At 74.8% G+C, this 13,869-nt stretch carries 16 protein-coding genes; 6 read left to right on the top strand and 10 right to left on the bottom strand.

Annotated features, from left to right (window positions below; translation table 11 throughout):
- Window positions 1-22: 22 nt before the first annotated feature.
- From AB0F71_RS17235 to AB0F71_RS17210, 6 genes are all read right to left on the bottom strand, one after another.
- Window positions 23-793, bottom strand: coding sequence for a hypothetical protein (locus AB0F71_RS17235; protein ID WP_360234321.1), 771 nt, complete (start codon window positions 791-793; stop codon window positions 23-25).
- A gap of 117 nt (window positions 794-910) precedes the next feature.
- Window positions 911-2,230, bottom strand: a complete 1,320-nt coding sequence (locus AB0F71_RS17230; RefSeq protein WP_360234318.1) for a nitrate/sulfonate/bicarbonate ABC transporter ATP-binding protein — start codon at window positions 2,228-2,230, stop codon at window positions 911-913.
- A gap of 13 nt (window positions 2,231-2,243) precedes the next feature.
- On the bottom strand, window positions 2,244-3,983 hold the full coding sequence (locus AB0F71_RS17225) for an ABC transporter permease subunit (RefSeq protein WP_360234315.1): 1,740 nt from the start codon (window positions 3,981-3,983) through the stop codon (window positions 2,244-2,246).
- A 180-nt stretch (window positions 3,984-4,163) separates the two neighbouring features.
- A complete protein-coding gene (locus tag AB0F71_RS17220) occupies window positions 4,164-5,168 on the bottom strand; it encodes a DUF1648 domain-containing protein (protein WP_360234312.1) in 1,005 nt (334 codons plus the stop codon).
- Window positions 5,165-5,512 (bottom strand): GntR family transcriptional regulator, encoded by a 348-nt coding sequence (locus AB0F71_RS17215; protein ID WP_360234309.1) that lies wholly within the window; start codon window positions 5,510-5,512, stop codon window positions 5,165-5,167. The genes AB0F71_RS17220 and AB0F71_RS17215 overlap by 4 nt, the downstream gene beginning before the upstream one ends.
- Window positions 5,513-5,575: 63 nt before the next feature.
- Window positions 5,576-5,869: a hypothetical protein gene (locus tag AB0F71_RS17210; RefSeq protein ID WP_360234306.1), complete on the bottom strand. Its 294-nt coding sequence runs from the start codon at window positions 5,867-5,869 to the stop codon at window positions 5,576-5,578.
- Between the two features lie 235 nt (window positions 5,870-6,104).
- Between AB0F71_RS17210 and AB0F71_RS17205 the strand changes: the two genes are divergently transcribed.
- The 3 genes from AB0F71_RS17205 to AB0F71_RS17195 all read left to right on the top strand — a co-directional run bounded on the left by AB0F71_RS17205 (window position 6,105) and on the right by AB0F71_RS17195 (window position 7,962).
- Window positions 6,105-6,662 (top strand): universal stress protein, encoded by a 558-nt coding sequence (locus tag AB0F71_RS17205; protein ID WP_360234303.1) that lies wholly within the window; start codon window positions 6,105-6,107, stop codon window positions 6,660-6,662.
- A gap of 3 nt (window positions 6,663-6,665) precedes the next feature.
- Entirely contained in the window at window positions 6,666-7,082 is a 417-nt protein-coding gene (locus AB0F71_RS17200; RefSeq protein ID WP_360234300.1) for a hypothetical protein, read from the top strand.
- A gap of 277 nt (window positions 7,083-7,359) precedes the next feature.
- Entirely contained in the window at window positions 7,360-7,962 is a 603-nt protein-coding gene (locus tag AB0F71_RS17195) for a GNAT family N-acetyltransferase (RefSeq protein ID WP_360234297.1), read from the top strand.
- Between the two features lie 111 nt (window positions 7,963-8,073).
- Here AB0F71_RS17195 and AB0F71_RS17190 read toward each other — a convergent pair whose 3' ends face one another.
- The 3 genes from AB0F71_RS17190 to AB0F71_RS17180 all read right to left on the bottom strand — a co-directional run bounded on the left by AB0F71_RS17190 (window position 8,074) and on the right by AB0F71_RS17180 (window position 11,492).
- Window positions 8,074-9,759 (bottom strand): alkaline phosphatase family protein, encoded by a 1,686-nt coding sequence (locus AB0F71_RS17190; RefSeq protein WP_360234294.1) that lies wholly within the window; start codon window positions 9,757-9,759, stop codon window positions 8,074-8,076.
- 60 nt (window positions 9,760-9,819) lie between these two features.
- The gene (locus AB0F71_RS17185) at window positions 9,820-10,809 is read right to left on the bottom strand and encodes a trypsin-like peptidase domain-containing protein (RefSeq protein WP_360234291.1); all 990 of its coding nucleotides are present in this window, start codon (window positions 10,807-10,809) and stop codon (window positions 9,820-9,822) included.
- A 77-nt stretch (window positions 10,810-10,886) separates the two neighbouring features.
- The gene (locus AB0F71_RS17180) at window positions 10,887-11,492 is read right to left on the bottom strand and encodes a hypothetical protein (RefSeq protein ID WP_360234288.1); all 606 of its coding nucleotides are present in this window, start codon (window positions 11,490-11,492) and stop codon (window positions 10,887-10,889) included.
- A gap of 163 nt (window positions 11,493-11,655) precedes the next feature.
- Between AB0F71_RS17180 and AB0F71_RS17175 the strand changes: the two genes are divergently transcribed.
- Both AB0F71_RS17175 and AB0F71_RS17170 read left to right on the top strand, forming a co-directional pair.
- The gene (locus tag AB0F71_RS17175) at window positions 11,656-12,213 is read left to right on the top strand and encodes a hypothetical protein (protein ID WP_360234285.1); all 558 of its coding nucleotides are present in this window, start codon (window positions 11,656-11,658) and stop codon (window positions 12,211-12,213) included.
- Window positions 12,214-12,267: 54 nt separating this feature from the next.
- Window positions 12,268-12,948 (top strand): GPP34 family phosphoprotein, encoded by a 681-nt coding sequence (locus tag AB0F71_RS17170; protein ID WP_360234282.1) that lies wholly within the window; start codon window positions 12,268-12,270, stop codon window positions 12,946-12,948.
- Between the two features lie 51 nt (window positions 12,949-12,999).
- On the opposite strand, the gene AB0F71_RS17165 is transcribed toward AB0F71_RS17170, so the two are convergent.
- A complete protein-coding gene (locus AB0F71_RS17165) occupies window positions 13,000-13,416 on the bottom strand; it encodes a DUF3592 domain-containing protein (protein WP_360234279.1) in 417 nt (138 codons plus the stop codon).
- 173 nt (window positions 13,417-13,589) lie between these two features.
- Here AB0F71_RS17165 and AB0F71_RS17160 point away from each other — a divergent pair, with 173 nt between their 5' ends.
- The gene (locus AB0F71_RS17160) at window positions 13,590-13,826 is read left to right on the top strand and encodes a hypothetical protein (RefSeq protein WP_360234277.1); all 237 of its coding nucleotides are present in this window, start codon (window positions 13,590-13,592) and stop codon (window positions 13,824-13,826) included.
- Window positions 13,827-13,869 lie beyond the last annotated feature (43 nt).

Here is a 13,869-nt window from a genome sequence, read left to right as displayed (position 1 = left end):
GGTGTGACGGTATGACGAAGGTTCAGGTGAGGGGCGCCTCCGGACTCCGTACCTCCAGCCCCACCGCCTGTCGGGGCAGCGCACCCGCCCGGCCGCCGCGCCCGGCCGCCAGCTCCACCGCCGCACCGATCCAGGCCGCACCGAACGCCCAGGTCGCCACCCACTCGCACAGGTACACCGGCCGCACCGCCCAGTCGGCCCCGAACCCCGACAGCCCCGTCACCACCGCCGCCAGCAGGGCGACCAGGATCAGCACCCCCGCCGCCAGGTACGCCGTGGCCACCCGGGCCGGCTGCGCCGAGCGCGGATTGCGGAAGGAGTACAGGCAGAACAGCGCCAGCATCACGAACAGCAGCCCGGCGAACACCAGATGGAACACCCCGACGGTGCGCTGCAACCCGGTCGGGTCCGACGGCGTCGTCGGGCACAGCGCGACCCCGAGCGCGAACACCCCGGCCGCCGTGCTCCACCGGTCGTCCCGCTGGTCCATCCGGTAGCAGATCAGGAACACCCCGAGCGCGCACAGGGCGCCCACGAAGATGTTCCGGGTGCCGCCGTAGTACGCGGCGCTCATCGACGCGGGCCAGAAGCCGTCCGTGGCCCGCCCGGTGAGCTCGTCCGCCAGCCAGTTGCCCAGCGGCAGGGCCGGCGGCAGCAGCACGCCGATCGCCCCGACGCCGAAACGCAGGAACGTCACGGTCCGTTCGTCCTGGACGGTCCGTCGGGGGGAGTCGGGGGAGTCGGGGGAATCGGGGATCTCGATGGTGTTTCCGGCACTCCGGTCGTCGGTCACGGATGCCTCCTCGCTGGTGAGCGCGATGGTTGGCCGTCAACTGGTGTACCCGCAGGAGGAGATCGACCCACCACCGGATCGGGTGGTTTGTCGGGCGGCCTGCGCTCCGGCCTCGACCTACAACGCGGCCTCGGCGCCGGGTTCGAGGGCGAACTCCGCGTCGTCCGCGTCGTAGTCGTAGAGCTCGCCGTAGCGGCCCCAGTCGATGGCGGTCTCCAACTGGCGCCGGGCGTCCGCGGTGTCGTAGCCGGACCGCAGCAGGTCGAGGAAGAGGTCCTCGCGGAGCTTGTGGTCCCTGGTGGCGGCCAGGGACTGGACGACGGCGCGCACCAGCGGGGCCCGGCGGGCGGCCTGGCGGGCGAACAGCTGCTTCCTGGTGAGGATGTCGGCGGCGGCGAACTCGCGGCCGGCGGGCGTGATGGCGAAGCGGCCGTCGGTGGTGCGGGCGAGGTCGAGCAGGACGGCGGCGTCGACCAGCGGGAGCAGGTCGTCGACCTCGAAGTTGAGCTCGTCGGCGATCTCGGCCAGGCCCTCCTCGCCGCCCATCGCCAGCAGGATCTCCAGCAGGCCGGCCAGCCCGCCGACGGTGGCCGGCGGCAACGGTGTGGTGATCGGGGTGACGGCCTGACGGGCGGCGGGTTCGGTGGCGGGCTGCTCCTCGCGGCCGGTGAGGATGCCGTAGACGGTGTCGACCAGGGCCTCGAACTGGGGGGTGCGGCGGTCGCGCGGGCGGGGCAGGTCGACGGTCAGTTCGGAGCGGATCCGGCCGGGGTTGGAGGACAGCACGAGGATCCGGTCGGCCAGCAGCACCGCCTCCTCGATGTTGTGGGTGACGATCAGGATCGACTTGACCGGGGCCCCGCGGCCCTCCCACAGGCCGACCAGTTCGTTGCGCAGGTTCTCGGCGGTCAGCACGTCCAGGGCGGAGAACGGCTCGTCCATGAACAGCGCGTCCGGTTCGACTACCAGCGCCCGGGCGAAGCCGACCCGCTGGCGCATCCCGCCGGACAGCTCCTTGGGGTAGGCGCCCTCGAAGCCGTCCAGGCCGATCAGGTCGATCGCCCGCAGCGCCCGCTCGCGCCGCTCCTCCTCGCCCACCCCGCGCGCCTGGAGGCTGAGTTCGACGTTCTGCTGGACGGTCAGCCAGGGCAGCAGGGCGAAGGACTGGAACACCATCGCCACTCCCGGGCTGGCGGCCCGCAGCGGGGTGCCCCGGTAGCTGACCGTCCCGGAGGAGGGCGGGATCAGCCCGGCCAGGCAGCGCAGCAGGGTGGACTTGCCGGAGCCGGACTTGCCGAGCAGGGCGACGATCTCGCCCTCGGCCAGGTGCAGGCTGATGTCGTCCAGCACCGGCAGGGCCCGTCCGTCCGGGGTGGTGAAGGTCTTGGTGACGGCGGAGGCCTCGACGATCGTGGTGCGGGCGGGGGCGGCGGTCATCGCGTGGGTCTCCTCAGAGGGCGTAGCGGGTCTCGGAGAGCCGGTAGAGCCGGCGCCACAGCAGCCGGTTGAGCGCGACCACGTAGCAGCTCATCACGCTCACCCCGACCAGGATCCTGGGGAAGTCGCCGGTGCCGGTGGCCTCGGCGATGTACGAGCCGAGCCCGGTGGCGGTCAGGTGGTGGGTGCCGTAGTCGACCACCTCCGCGACGATCGAGGCGTTCCAGGCGCCGCCGGCCGCGGTGATGCCGCCGGTGACGTAGTACGGGAAGACCGCCGGCAGGACGAAGGTCCGCCAGCGCAGCCCGCCCCGGACCTGGAAGCCGGTCATCGCCTCGCGCAGGTCGCTGGGGATCGCGGAGGCCCCGGCGATCACGTTGAACAGGATGTACCACTGGGCGCCGAGCGCCATCAGCAGCACCGAGCCGAGGTTCAGCGAGATGCCGAGGGCGACGAACGCGGCGGTGGCGAAGGGGAACAGGAAGTTCGCCGGGAAGCTGGCCAGCACCTGCACCACCGGCTGGGCGTAGCGGGTGACCTTCGGGTCCATGCCGATCCACACCCCGACCGGCACCCAGACGACGGTGGCCACCACGAGCAGCACCAGCACCCGCCCGAAGGTGGCCGCGCCGAGCGCGAAGGCGTGGCCGAACTCGCCCAGGCCGACGCTGGTGTGGACGTAGTCGAAGGCCTTCCAGGCGCCGAGCACCACCACGGCGGCCACCGCCCCGGCGAAGAACACGTCCCCGGTGCGCTCCCGGGAGGCGGGCCGGGCGAGCGGGTGCTCGGCGAGGCCGAAGACCCGGGTGGCCCGGTCCAGGGCGAGCCCGACCGGCCGCAGCGGGCGGGCGGCCAGCTCCGGCAGGCTGGAGCGGCGCAGCAGGTCGAGGACGAGGCTGCGCGGCCGGTCGGCGGCCTCCGACTCCTCCACCCGGAAGCGTTCGGACCAGGCCGTCATCGGCCGCCAGAACAGCACGTTGACGCCGATCACCATGACGACCATCACGCCGATCGCGATGCCGACCTGGCCCAGGTCGCCGTTGCCGATGGCGGTGGCCGCGTAGGAGCCGATCCCGGGCAGCGCGTAGCGGTGGTTGAGCACACTGATCGACTCGGAGGCGGCCAGGAAGAACCAGGCCCCGCCGAAGCTCATCATCCCGTTCCAGACCAGCGGGATCATGCCGCTGGGCACGTCCAGGCGCCAGAACCGCTGCCACTTGGTCAGCCGCATCACCCGGGCCGCCTCGTCCAGTTCGCGCGGCTGGCTGACCAGCGAGTAGTGGAACGCGAAGGTCATGTTCCACGCCATCGAGGTGAAGATGGCGAAGACCGACGCGCATTCGAGGCCGAGGGTGGAGCCGGGGAAGAGGTTGATGAAGGCGGTGACGGTGATCGACAGGAAGCCGAGGATCGGCACCGACTGGAGGATGTCGAGGACCGGCAGCAGCACCTTCTCGGCCCGCCGCATCCGGGCGGCGGCGGTCGCGTAGACGAAGGTGAACAGCACCGAGGCGATCAGGGCGACGAACATCCGCAGCAGCGAGCGCACCGCGTAGAAGGGCAGCCGGGCGGGGTCGGTGGAGACGGTGGCGGGGGCCTGGTCGGCCAGGAACGGCGCGTCGAGCGAGGGGGCGAGCCGCAGCAGTCCGTACAGTCCGGCGACCAGGGCGGCGCCGACCAGGACGTCCACCCAGCGCAGCCCGGGGCGGCGCCACACACCGCGGGAGGGGAAACCGCCGTTGCCGCCGGTCACCCGTACCACCGTCCGTCCGTTCTTCGGCCTGCCCGCTCGTCCGCCGTGCCGGGTCCGACTGCGCGGGTCCGATCGCGCGGGTCCGACCGCGCACCAGCCTCGCGGCAGACGAACCGGCCCGCCACCGGAGGGCTGCTCACGGGTGGCGGGCCGGGCGGGGGCGGGCGGGCCGGACCGGGGTCAGCCGTTCGGCGTGCCGGCCCGTTGGACGAGTGCGTTGAGCAGGGCCGCGCCGCGCTCGGCGTCGTCCACGCTGATCACGAAGTCCGTCCCGCGCCTGGTGCGGACCACCAGGCACTCGCCGGAGCGCAGGAAGACGCTGGTGCCCCCGCGGAAGACCCGGAAGCCCCAGCCGCCGGCCTGCCGGGCGTTGAGCCAGCCGACCCGGGCGGAGGCGATCTCCTCGGGGGCGAGGTGCCGGGCAGGCCGCCCGAACGGGCCGAAGCCGACGTGCAGGCCGTCGTCGCCCACCCGGACCCGGACCGAGGAGCAGAGCAGCAGGGCGACGGCGCCGAGGCCGAAGAGCACCACCGACGCCCAGTCCACGGACTCGGTGCGCCCGGCCGCGGCGAGCAGCAGGCCCGCCGCCGTGAGCAGGCCCATCACTGCGGCGACCACCTGCATCCAGTGGTTGGAGGCCCGGGAGAGCCAGACCAGCCGCTCGCTGGCCCTGAGTTCCAGCACCGGCCCGCCGGGCCGGGCGGGCCCGTCGGCGGCCGGCCGGGTCGCCAGCCAGGCCAGCACGCCCGCCAGGCCGGCCGCGAGAATGATCAGGAGCACCTCGATGCCCATCGGTGCGGCGTCCTGCCAGCGGGCCCGGTCCAGGTTGGCGCGCACGATCGAGGCCTGTGCGCCGCTCAGCAGCACCCCGGTGCCGGCCAGCACCGGTCCGGCGGCGCCGCGGGCCGGGCCGGGCCGGAACCGCAGCGCGGTGGCCAGACCGGCCGCGACCAGCAGCCAGACGCCGGCCGGGAACAGCGCCGCGGCCGTCAGCGGCATCGAACCGTCCGGCCGGCTCCCGCTCCAGTGCGTGGCCACCTGCTCCGGTAGCCGGTCCCGGGCGGTCAGCGGCAGTGCGACCAGCAGAGCCGTCACGCCGAGGATCCAGACCCCGGCCCCCCACAGCGCCGTCCGGCGCACCGGCCGGTCCGGGGCGGGTTCCCCGGCGGCTTCTTCGTCCTTCACGACATCCCCCTGATCAGATCCACGAGATCGTTCCTGCTGTAGCCGGCCTGGGCCGCGTCCGCGATCAACTGCCGTACCCGCTCGACCAGTTCGCTACGGGTGTCGGCATCGGTGGCGACCGTGATGCCGCGGCCCCGGCGGAACTCCAGCACCCCCTCGTCGCGCAGGGCGCGCAGCCCGCGCAGCACGGTGTTGGTGTTCACGCCGAGGGCCCGGGACAGCTCCCGGGCGGGCGGCAGCTTGTCGCCGGGGGCGCACTCGCCCTCCGCGACGGCCCGTCTGATCGCGCCCGCCACCTGCTCGTGCAGGGGGCGGGCGTCGCCAAGGTCCAGCTTCAGCAACATGGTGCTAGTGACGATAGCACCATCCGATCGTGGTGCCACCGGCCGCTCGGGGGGCGAACCGGGTCAGGGGATGAAGAGGCTCTGCGCCCCGGTGACGCGGCTGTCGTCACCGGCGGCGATCACCTCGACGACCTCTCCGGTGCAGTCCGCGCCGGAGTGGATCTCCGCCGCCCGGTCGGTGAGGTTGTCGACGACGCTGGCGGTCCCGTCCAGGGCGTAGCACCCCGAGGGATCGGTCTGGGTGGTGCCGTTGATGGCGAGGTCCCCGGTGGCCGCGGTGGCCGGAACGGAGGTCAGGGCCAGGGCGGCGGCGGTCATCAGCGGGACGCCGAGGGCGGCGCGAAGGGTGATTTTCATTCCTGATGCATAACCGTCCGAGGCGCGCGCCTCGCCCGGAACGACCGGGTTGCCCCCGGAGGGCGCACGCAGGGCGTACCGCAGAGCGCACCGGAGGGTGGCGCGCCGGTCCGTGTATGGAGTGCGTACGGAACGCCGCCCGGGGCGTCAGGGAGGCGTCAACGAGGGCCGGGCGGGCGGCCGGGAGGCGATTGGGTGGGCAGTGACGGAGGACCGAACCACACGAGGACGGATCATGCACGGCGACGGGCGGCACCAGGACGGCACGGCACCCAGGGTGGTGGTCGGGGTCAGCGGGTCACTGGGCAGTCTGGCCGCGCTGCACCGCGGCCTGGCCGAGGCCCGCGACCGCGGTGCGGTGCTGTGGCCGGTGCTCGCCTGGGAGCCCCCGGGCGGCGAGCACGGCTACCGCCGCTCGCCCTGCCCGCCGCTGCTCGCCGCCGTGCGGGAGGCCGCCGAGCGGCGCCTGGACGAAGCCCTGGCGGCGGCCTTCGGCACGGACGGCCCCGACGTGCTGATGCAGCCCGTGGTGATCCGCGGCGAGACCGGCCCCGCCCTGGTGCACGTCGCCGACCGACCGGACGACCTGCTGGTGCTCGGCCGCAGCGGCGGCCCGCTGCGCCGCCGGCTGCGGCGGTCGGTGTCCGCGTACTGCGCCCGCCGGGCCGGCTGCCCCGTCCTCGTCGTCCCGGTGCCCGAGCTGCTGCACGACCTGGAGGCGCTCCACCGCCGCACCCGCTGGCACCTGACGGTCGCCCCGGCGCCCGAACCGCTCGCGGCGAAGGGCCGCTGACGGGTGCGGATGTACTCGGTGCGCCCCGGCGGCGCCCGCTTCCGTCCGGTGCTGGAGCGGCCGGCGCCCGGCACCTCGGGCACCATCGCCCTGCTCGGCGGCGGACTGCTCGCGCTCGCCCTCGGCCGGGTCGGCGCCCTGCACTCCGGGGCGCCCGCGCTCGCCGCCTACCTGGCGCTGTGCGTACTGGTCGGGCACTTCTCCCGCCCGTGGGCCGCGCCGCTGGTCGGCCTGGCCGCCTGGCTGTGCTGCAATGCCTTCGCCGAGCACCGGCACGCCGAGCTCGGCTGGTCCGGCGCCTGGCCCGAGACCTGGCACTACGCGGCGTTCACCGCCGCCGCACTGCTGCTCCCGCTGCCCGCGGCGCTGCCCCGGCGCCGGGTGCGGGTGGCGCTGCTGCGCCTGGACCGTACGGTCTGAGGCGCCCGTGGACGGCCCGCCCCCGCACGGGGACGGGCTGCCGCCGAACCCCCGGGCCCCGGCCGGTACTCCGGAGCCCGCGGCGACCGGTGGAAGACAGGTGAAGGCGGGGCGCCCCGGCGCCCCGCGGTGGAGTGGCCGACGTTCGGACAGCGGGCCCGCCGCCCGCAGCGGCCACTCCACCGCCACCCCCGCGCACCGTCATGTCCCGCTCGTCGTGGCCGAGTTGGTGCCCCCCACCCTGGTGGCCCGGGATAAGGGCGCGGAGGATGTCCGTATGCGGATGACGAACGCGGACCGGCCGACGAGCATCACGGGCGAGGACGTCGGGCCGACCGCCCGGCTGCTGGCCCGGGCCTTCGGCGACGACCCGATGATGTGCTGGTTCTTCCCCGAGGAGGCCGCCCGACCGGCCGCGCTGGTCGGCTACTTCGACACACTGCTCACCCGGCAGTACCTGCCGTACGGGGTGTGCGAGCGCACCGGGCACGCGGCCGCGATCTGGGTCGCGCCGCAGGCCCAGGAGAAGGCCGTGCCGGACGAGGGGACGATCCGGGAACTGGCCGCGCTGCTCGGCGACCGGGCCGGCTGGTTCCGGGAGTGCGTGGCGGCGGCCGCCGCGACCGCGCCGCAGGAGGCGCACTGGTACCTGGCGCTGCTCGGCACCGACCCGGCCGCCCAGGGCCGCGGCCAGGGCGCCGCACTGCTGCGCGCCGGCCTGGCCCGGGCGGACGCCGCGGGCCTGCCGGTCCACCTCGAGTCCTCCAAGCGGGAGAACCTCGCCGTCTACCAGCACTTCGGCTTCGAGGTGCTGGAGGAGGTCCGGCTGCCGGCCGACGGCCCGACCCTCTGGACGATGCGGCGCGCGCCGGGCGCGTAGGACAGGCCCTGGAGGCCCTTTCCCCGCACTCGGTGTCCGACCTCGCTGCGGGGTTCCCGTCGGGCTCGGCCTGCCCGCGCAGCCGTCCGCCACGGTGGTGGGGCGGCGGGGTCAGTCCTGGGGCGGCCGGGCGATGCGCAGCCCGGCCCGGCCGAGTTGTCCGGCGATGTCCGCGAGGTACCGCTCGGCGTCGGCCACCGTTCCGATCCCGGCGGCCCGCCGGCGGATCCGGTCGTGCTCCTGCGGGTGCAGGCGCGCTTCCTGGATCGCGGCCGTCTCGACGAACCCGCGCAGCGTCGCCGTGACGGGCCGGCCGGGATCGGCCGGGCCGGTGGCCTCCGCCTTCCAGGACACACCCGACTCGGCCGGGTCGGGCAGGGTGTGGGGCGCCTCGCGCGGGGCGTCGGCGGAGAGCAGGTGGAGGAAGTCGTTCGCCCGGGCGTCGCGGTCGGTGAGCGGGGCCAGTCCGAACAGTCGCTCGACGGTGGCGAGCAGCGAGCCGTGGTCGTACTGGGTGTGGTCGATCAGGTTGCAGTTCCGCCCGCCCGTGCCGCCGGGTGCGGCGGCCGGGACCCACGGGGAGACGACGACGGCGGGCACCCGGACGCCGAGCCGGTCGAAGCGGAAGCCGTGGGCGCTGTGCTCCGGGTCGGTGCGGTCGCCCGGTGGGACGGCGGTGGGTGGCGGCACGTGGTCGTAGAAGCCGCCGTGCTCGTCGTAGGTGATGACGAGCAGGCTGGACTCCCAGAGCGGTGAGCGCCGCAGCCCCTCGTAGACGGACTTGATCAGCGCCTCGCCGTCGGTCACGTCGCCGAGCGGGTGCTGGCTGTTGCCGCAGCGGAAGTCACCGCCGTGGGTGAGGACGTGGCCGTAGTTCGGTTCGATGAAGGTGTAGGCGGCCGGGTACGCGGGGTCCTGGAGGTGTTCCGTCAGGTCGTCGAGGTGGTGGTAGTGCTCCAGCGTCGTCAGCAGGTCCATCCCGGCGAGCGCGCTGACCTGGGGGAGCGCGTCGCCGGCGTAGACGCGCCACGGGAGGCCCTTGCCGTCCAGGGCTTCGTAGAGCGTCCCGCGTTCGAACGTGTAGCCGCTCAGCCGCGACCGGACGGTGTCGACCGGGTCGGGGCTGTGGTCGAGGCCGGCGGAGCTCGCCGCGTGCAGGAAGAAGCGGTTGGGCCAGGTCGGCCCGGGCAGGGCGGAGAACCAGCGGTCGCAGACGGCGAACTCGCGGGCCAGGGTGCTGAGGACGGGGAGCTGTTCGGCGGTGAAGCAGGCCATGACGGCGCCGGGGTCGGCGAGGGCCTCGGCGTTCTGCTTCACCGTCGCCTCGTTGACGTAGTTGTCGACGAAGCCGTCCAGGGTGATCGGCGGGTAGGTGCCGTCGTAGGCGCACCGGTCGTCGTGCGGACGGCCGGTGATGGCGGTCGAGGCGAGCTGGAGCTGGACGTCGCAGAACTCGTGCGGCGGGTCGACGGGCAGGGCGAAGGGCGCGCCGATCCGGACGGGGTAGTCCTTGCCCGCGTGGTGGTTGCCCGCGCGGGTGTCGGGGCCGTCGACGGTGGTCGGCGCGCCGGTCACCGCGTCCGTGCCGACGCCGTGGCGGAGGCTGCCGGCGGCCACCGTGCCGGTCGACACCCCCAGCATGTGGTCGAACGAGCGGTTCTCCAGGACGAGGACGAAGACGTGCCGGATCCGCCCCTGGGGTGCCGGTGCCCGGCCGGACCGCAGCCCGGCGAGCCAGGCGTGCCACTCCTCCCGCTCGTGGGTGATCGCCTGCCGGATGCGTTCGATGGGCTCCATGCGCTCACCCCAGCAGGAGTGGTGACGGACCGTCAAAGACCCACGCCGGTGGGTGGTCGGTCAGTCCTCGGTGGGGAGTTCGGCCGGGACGGCGATCACGTCGACCAGGGCCCCGCCGCGCAGGGCGGTGAGCGGCAGCGGGCGGCCGATGGCGTCCGCGAGCATCAGCCGCTGGAGGGCCTGGGCGCTGCCCATGGGTTCGGCGGCGGCGGTGATCAGCAGGTCGCCCTCGAGCAGGCCGGAGTGCGCGGCCGGGGAGTCGGGGACCACCTCGACGATCCGCAGGCCGGTGCGCTGCCCGGTGCGCTCGCGCAGGGCGGGCGGCAGCGGGGCCGGGACCCCGGCCAGGCCCAGGTAGGCGCGGCGGATCCGGCCGTCGGCGAGCAGGGCGGCGATGATCCGCCGGCTGGTGGCGTTGATCGGGACCGCCAGGCCCAGCCCGTTCCCGGCCACCGCCGTGGTGATGCCGACCACCTCGCCGTCGGCGGTGGTGAGCGCGCCGCCGGAGTTGCCGGGGTTGAGCGCGGCGTCGGTCTGGATCACGTCGTCGATGATCCGTACGGCGCTGCCGGCCCGGGCGGGCAGCGAGCGGCCGAGCGCGCTGACCACGCCCGCGGTGACCGTCCCGGCCAGGCCGAGCGGGTTGCCGACGGCGACGACCAGCTGCCCGACCCGCAGCCCGGTGGCCTCGCCGAGCGCCACCGGCGAGGGGGTCGGGCCGTCGGCGCGCAGTACCGCGAGGTCGGAGAGCGGGTCGGCGCCGATGGTGTGGAAGGGCGCGGTGGTGCCGTCGGCGAAGGCCAGCGTGCCGGCGTCGGCGTGGCCGACGACGTGGGCGTTGGTGAGCAGGAAGCCGTCCTCGGTGAAGACCACGGCCGAGCCGAGCGCGGTGCTGAACCAGCCGTCCCGGCCGCGCCGGGGGACGTGCAGGGCGGCGACCCGTGGCGTCACGGCAGCGGCGACGGAGGTGACGATCCGCGAGTAGGCGTCCAGCGGCGCTTCCGCCCCGGGCGCGCGCTCGGGGCCGGGGCCGGGGATGGTGTCGGCCATGGGTGCTCACCCCTTACGGAGGTCCGGGTCCACCCGGTAGCAACAACGGAGCGTCGCCGAGGCTTCCGCCGACGGGCTCAGTGCGCGAACGGCGGCTCGAAGCAGCCGGTCTCGGGGTACGGGCCGCTCGTCCGCACCTGGTAGTTGGTCGGCTGCACGAACCCGATGACGCAGGCGTCGGGGCGGACCCGGAGGCTGATCGAGGCGCCCTCGGGGGTGACGTAGTCCCGCTCGCTCGTGAAGCGCGGCTCGCCCGGCCGCACGGTGAGCGCGCCGACGGTCTGCGTGGTGTTCGGCCTGGCGTCCTCCGACGGGTACCCGAGCCGGAGCAGTGCGGTGCGCACGCTCGCCGGGTCCCAGGTGCCGGATTCCCAGAGCCCCTTGAGGACGGGCTCGATGCGGTTGGCCTCCCGGCGGGCCTCCTGCTCGGCGGCGGGGGACAGGTCGCGCGCGATCCGGGAGCCGTTGTTCTCTCGGTAGTGCGGCGCGCCGTCGCCGGCCCCGGGTTCCGCGTACGGTGTGGCGCTCGGGACGTCCGTGCTGGTCGGGGTGGTCGGCGCGGCCGCCGTCGGCTGGGTGGCGCGCTGTGTTCCGCAGGCGGTCAGGGCGAGGGCGGCGGCCAGCAGGGCGACGGCGGTGAGGCGCCCGGGCCGTCGCTGCACCGGGTTGGGTATGACGATCACAGGAATGACTTTCTCATGGGCGGGAAAGATCGCCTTCGGTGCGGCGGTGCCCACCTCCGCGCCCGCGTCGGTCCTGACGCCTTCTTGATGCGCGGGAAAATTGCAAAAGACGAGCAAAGTGGGCGTATCGTTCAGGCAAATCCGCATCCGTGGGAGGGGCCCGATGGAGACGACCGAGCTGGAGACGACCGAGCTGGAGTCGAACCGGCAAGCGCAGGGCGGAACGGGCGCCGACGGAACGGGCGGTGCCGACGGGCCGGACGGCGGCCCCGCCGCCCTGCTGCGCCCGACCCGGGAGGCGCTGCTCGCCCGCCGCGCCCACCGCGCCCCGCGCTGGAAGCGGCTGCTGTCGCCGGGGTCGGCCGGGCGGTCGGCCTGGATCCGGCTGGAGGCGGACGCCCAGGCCGAGCGCCTCGGCCGCCGCACGCCCGGCACCGAGCACGTCCTGCTGGCCCTCCTCGCGCTCCACGAAGTGGCGAGGCAGGAGCCGGAGTTGGCGCCGGAGGCGAACGCCGGTGAGCTGCTCGCCGGGCTCGGCCTCGACCACGCCCGGGCACACGCAGCCCTCGACGCCGGACAGGTGACGCTGCCCGCCGACCCGCGCTCGGTCGAGGCCTACCTGTCCGGCGGCGCGGCGGACGGCGGCGCCGAGCCGCTGCTGAGGGTGCTGCTGGCGGAGGACACCCGGGCCCGGCGCCTGGTCGAGGCCCTGCGATCATGAGAGCCGCTCCGCGCCGATGAGGGCCGACGGGCGATGAGAGAGGAAGGACCCCCGATGCACGTCACGCTCGCCGAGGAGCTGGTGCTGCTCTCGCTGGACGACCGGACCGGCGCACCGAAGGAGGGCGCGAGCACCGCCTGGGCCGCCACCGGTGGCCTGCTGGCCGAACTGGTGCTGGCCGGACGCGTCGAGGTGGCCGACGGCCGGCTCACCGTGGTCGACCGCACCCCGACGGGTGACCCGCTGCTGGACGGCCGGCTGGAACGCCTCGACGAGTGGATCGGCGGGCGGCGCCCGGGCCGGGCCAAGGCCGCGGACTGGCTCACCAAGGACCGGGCCACCGTGCTCCGGGACACCGAACTGCGGCTCTGCGACCGCGGCCTGGTCACCGAGGAGCGGCGCCGCGTCCTCGGCATCTTCCCGGTCCGGCTCTACCCGGAGGCGGACGGCAGCGTGGAGCGCGCGCTGCGCGAGCGCCTGACGGCCGTCGTCCTGGACGGCGCCGAGCCGGAGCTGCGCACGGCCGCGCTGATCGCCCTGCTGCACTCGGCCAGGCTGCACCGGCTGGCCTTCCCCGACCTGCCGCGCAAGCAGGTCGAGCCGCGCTTCGCCGAGATCGCCGCGGGCGACTGGGCGGGCGACTCCGTCCGCGAGGCGATCCGGAACATGCAGGTCACCATGGCCGCCGTGATCGCCGCGACGGCGGCCGCGACCACCGCTGCGGCGACGGCCTGAGGCCCGGGGGCCCGTGCACGTCGGACGGGCCGGCGGGCCGGTGGCGGGAGCTCACAGCACGGCGGCACCGAGGGTGATCGAGGCCAGCACCATCAGCAGCCCCAGGGCGACGAAGCCGTACTCCAGCCGCACCCGCTCCCGCCCGTCCACCAGCACCTGCCGGGGGTCCGCCGGGTCGTAGCGCACCGGGACGTAGCCGCCGTCGGGCATGGGGTGGCGGGCGGTGGACGGGACGGGCGAGAACACCTCGACCACCCGGCCGTCCGCGGTCTCGAACTGGAGCAGCGGCCGCGGCGGCAGCGCCCGGTCCTCCGGGGTCGCGACGCGGGACCGCACCAGCGCCGGGACCGGCACCCCGACCCGGCGCAGCCGGCGCAGTTCGCGCAGCCCGACCACTCCGGCGAGGTAGGCGACCACACCGCCCAACGCCCCGAACACCACCACGGCGAACCCGGCCGTCCCACCCACCGCGTGCCTCCCAGCCCGATTACCAGCCCCGAGACTCCCCGAACTCCCAGTATCGCCGAGGGCGGGCGGTCCTGACGCTCAGCAGCGGTTCGGTCCACTGCGGGCGCCGGCCCGCGGTCGGAGTACCGTGGAAAGCGTCTCGGGTGCGGCGGACCTGGTGAGCGGAGGCGCCGGTGGCGCGTGAGCGGATGTCCCCGGCCGATGACTCGTGGCAGAGCCCGATCGGGGCCGTCGGCAAGGTGACGGTGCCCATTCCGCTGGACGGTCCGGGCGAGGTGCTGGTGGCCCTGAGGGGCGGTTCGGAGGTGTTCGCGGCCTGGTGCTCGGAGCCGGTCGGCCGGGACGTCCGGGTGGTCGTGGTGGACGCGCTCTCGGCCCGCTCGGTCATCGTCGAGCTACTGCCGTCGTAGCCGCGCGTCACAGCCCCAACAGGTCAGGTGGCCCAACAGGTCA

It is taken from the genome of Kitasatospora sp. NPDC028055, from assembly GCF_040637885.1.
Lineage (GTDB): Bacteria > Actinomycetota > Actinomycetes > Streptomycetales > Streptomycetaceae > Kitasatospora.
The sequence above is the reverse complement of the archived record's forward strand: the minus strand, read 5'-3'. Positions and strand labels throughout refer to the sequence as shown.

What these genes read in the sequence shown, in the direction of transcription:
- AB0F71_RS17230 (WP_360234318.1), bottom strand. Translation starts at nt 2,230, where the DNA reads ATGACCGCCGCCCCCGCCCGCACCACGATCGTCGAGGCCTCCGCCGTC.
- AB0F71_RS17215 (WP_360234309.1), bottom strand. Translation starts at nt 5,512, where the DNA reads ATGTTGCTGAAGCTGGACCTTGGCGACGCCCGCCCCCTGCACGAGCAG.
- AB0F71_RS17210 (WP_360234306.1), bottom strand. Translation starts at nt 5,869, where the DNA reads ATGAAAATCACCCTTCGCGCCGCCCTCGGCGTCCCGCTGATGACCGCC.
- AB0F71_RS17205 (WP_360234303.1), top strand. Translation starts at nt 6,105, where the DNA reads ATGCACGGCGACGGGCGGCACCAGGACGGCACGGCACCCAGGGTGGTG.
- AB0F71_RS17195 (WP_360234297.1), top strand. Translation starts at nt 7,360, where the DNA reads ATGCGGATGACGAACGCGGACCGGCCGACGAGCATCACGGGCGAGGAC.
- AB0F71_RS17190 (WP_360234294.1), bottom strand. Translation starts at nt 9,759, where the DNA reads ATGGAGCCCATCGAACGCATCCGGCAGGCGATCACCCACGAGCGGGAG.
- AB0F71_RS17185 (WP_360234291.1), bottom strand. Translation starts at nt 10,809, where the DNA reads ATGGCCGACACCATCCCCGGCCCCGGCCCCGAGCGCGCGCCCGGGGCG.
- AB0F71_RS17175 (WP_360234285.1), top strand. Translation starts at nt 11,656, where the DNA reads ATGGAGACGACCGAGCTGGAGACGACCGAGCTGGAGTCGAACCGGCAA.
- AB0F71_RS17170 (WP_360234282.1), top strand. Translation starts at nt 12,268, where the DNA reads ATGCACGTCACGCTCGCCGAGGAGCTGGTGCTGCTCTCGCTGGACGAC.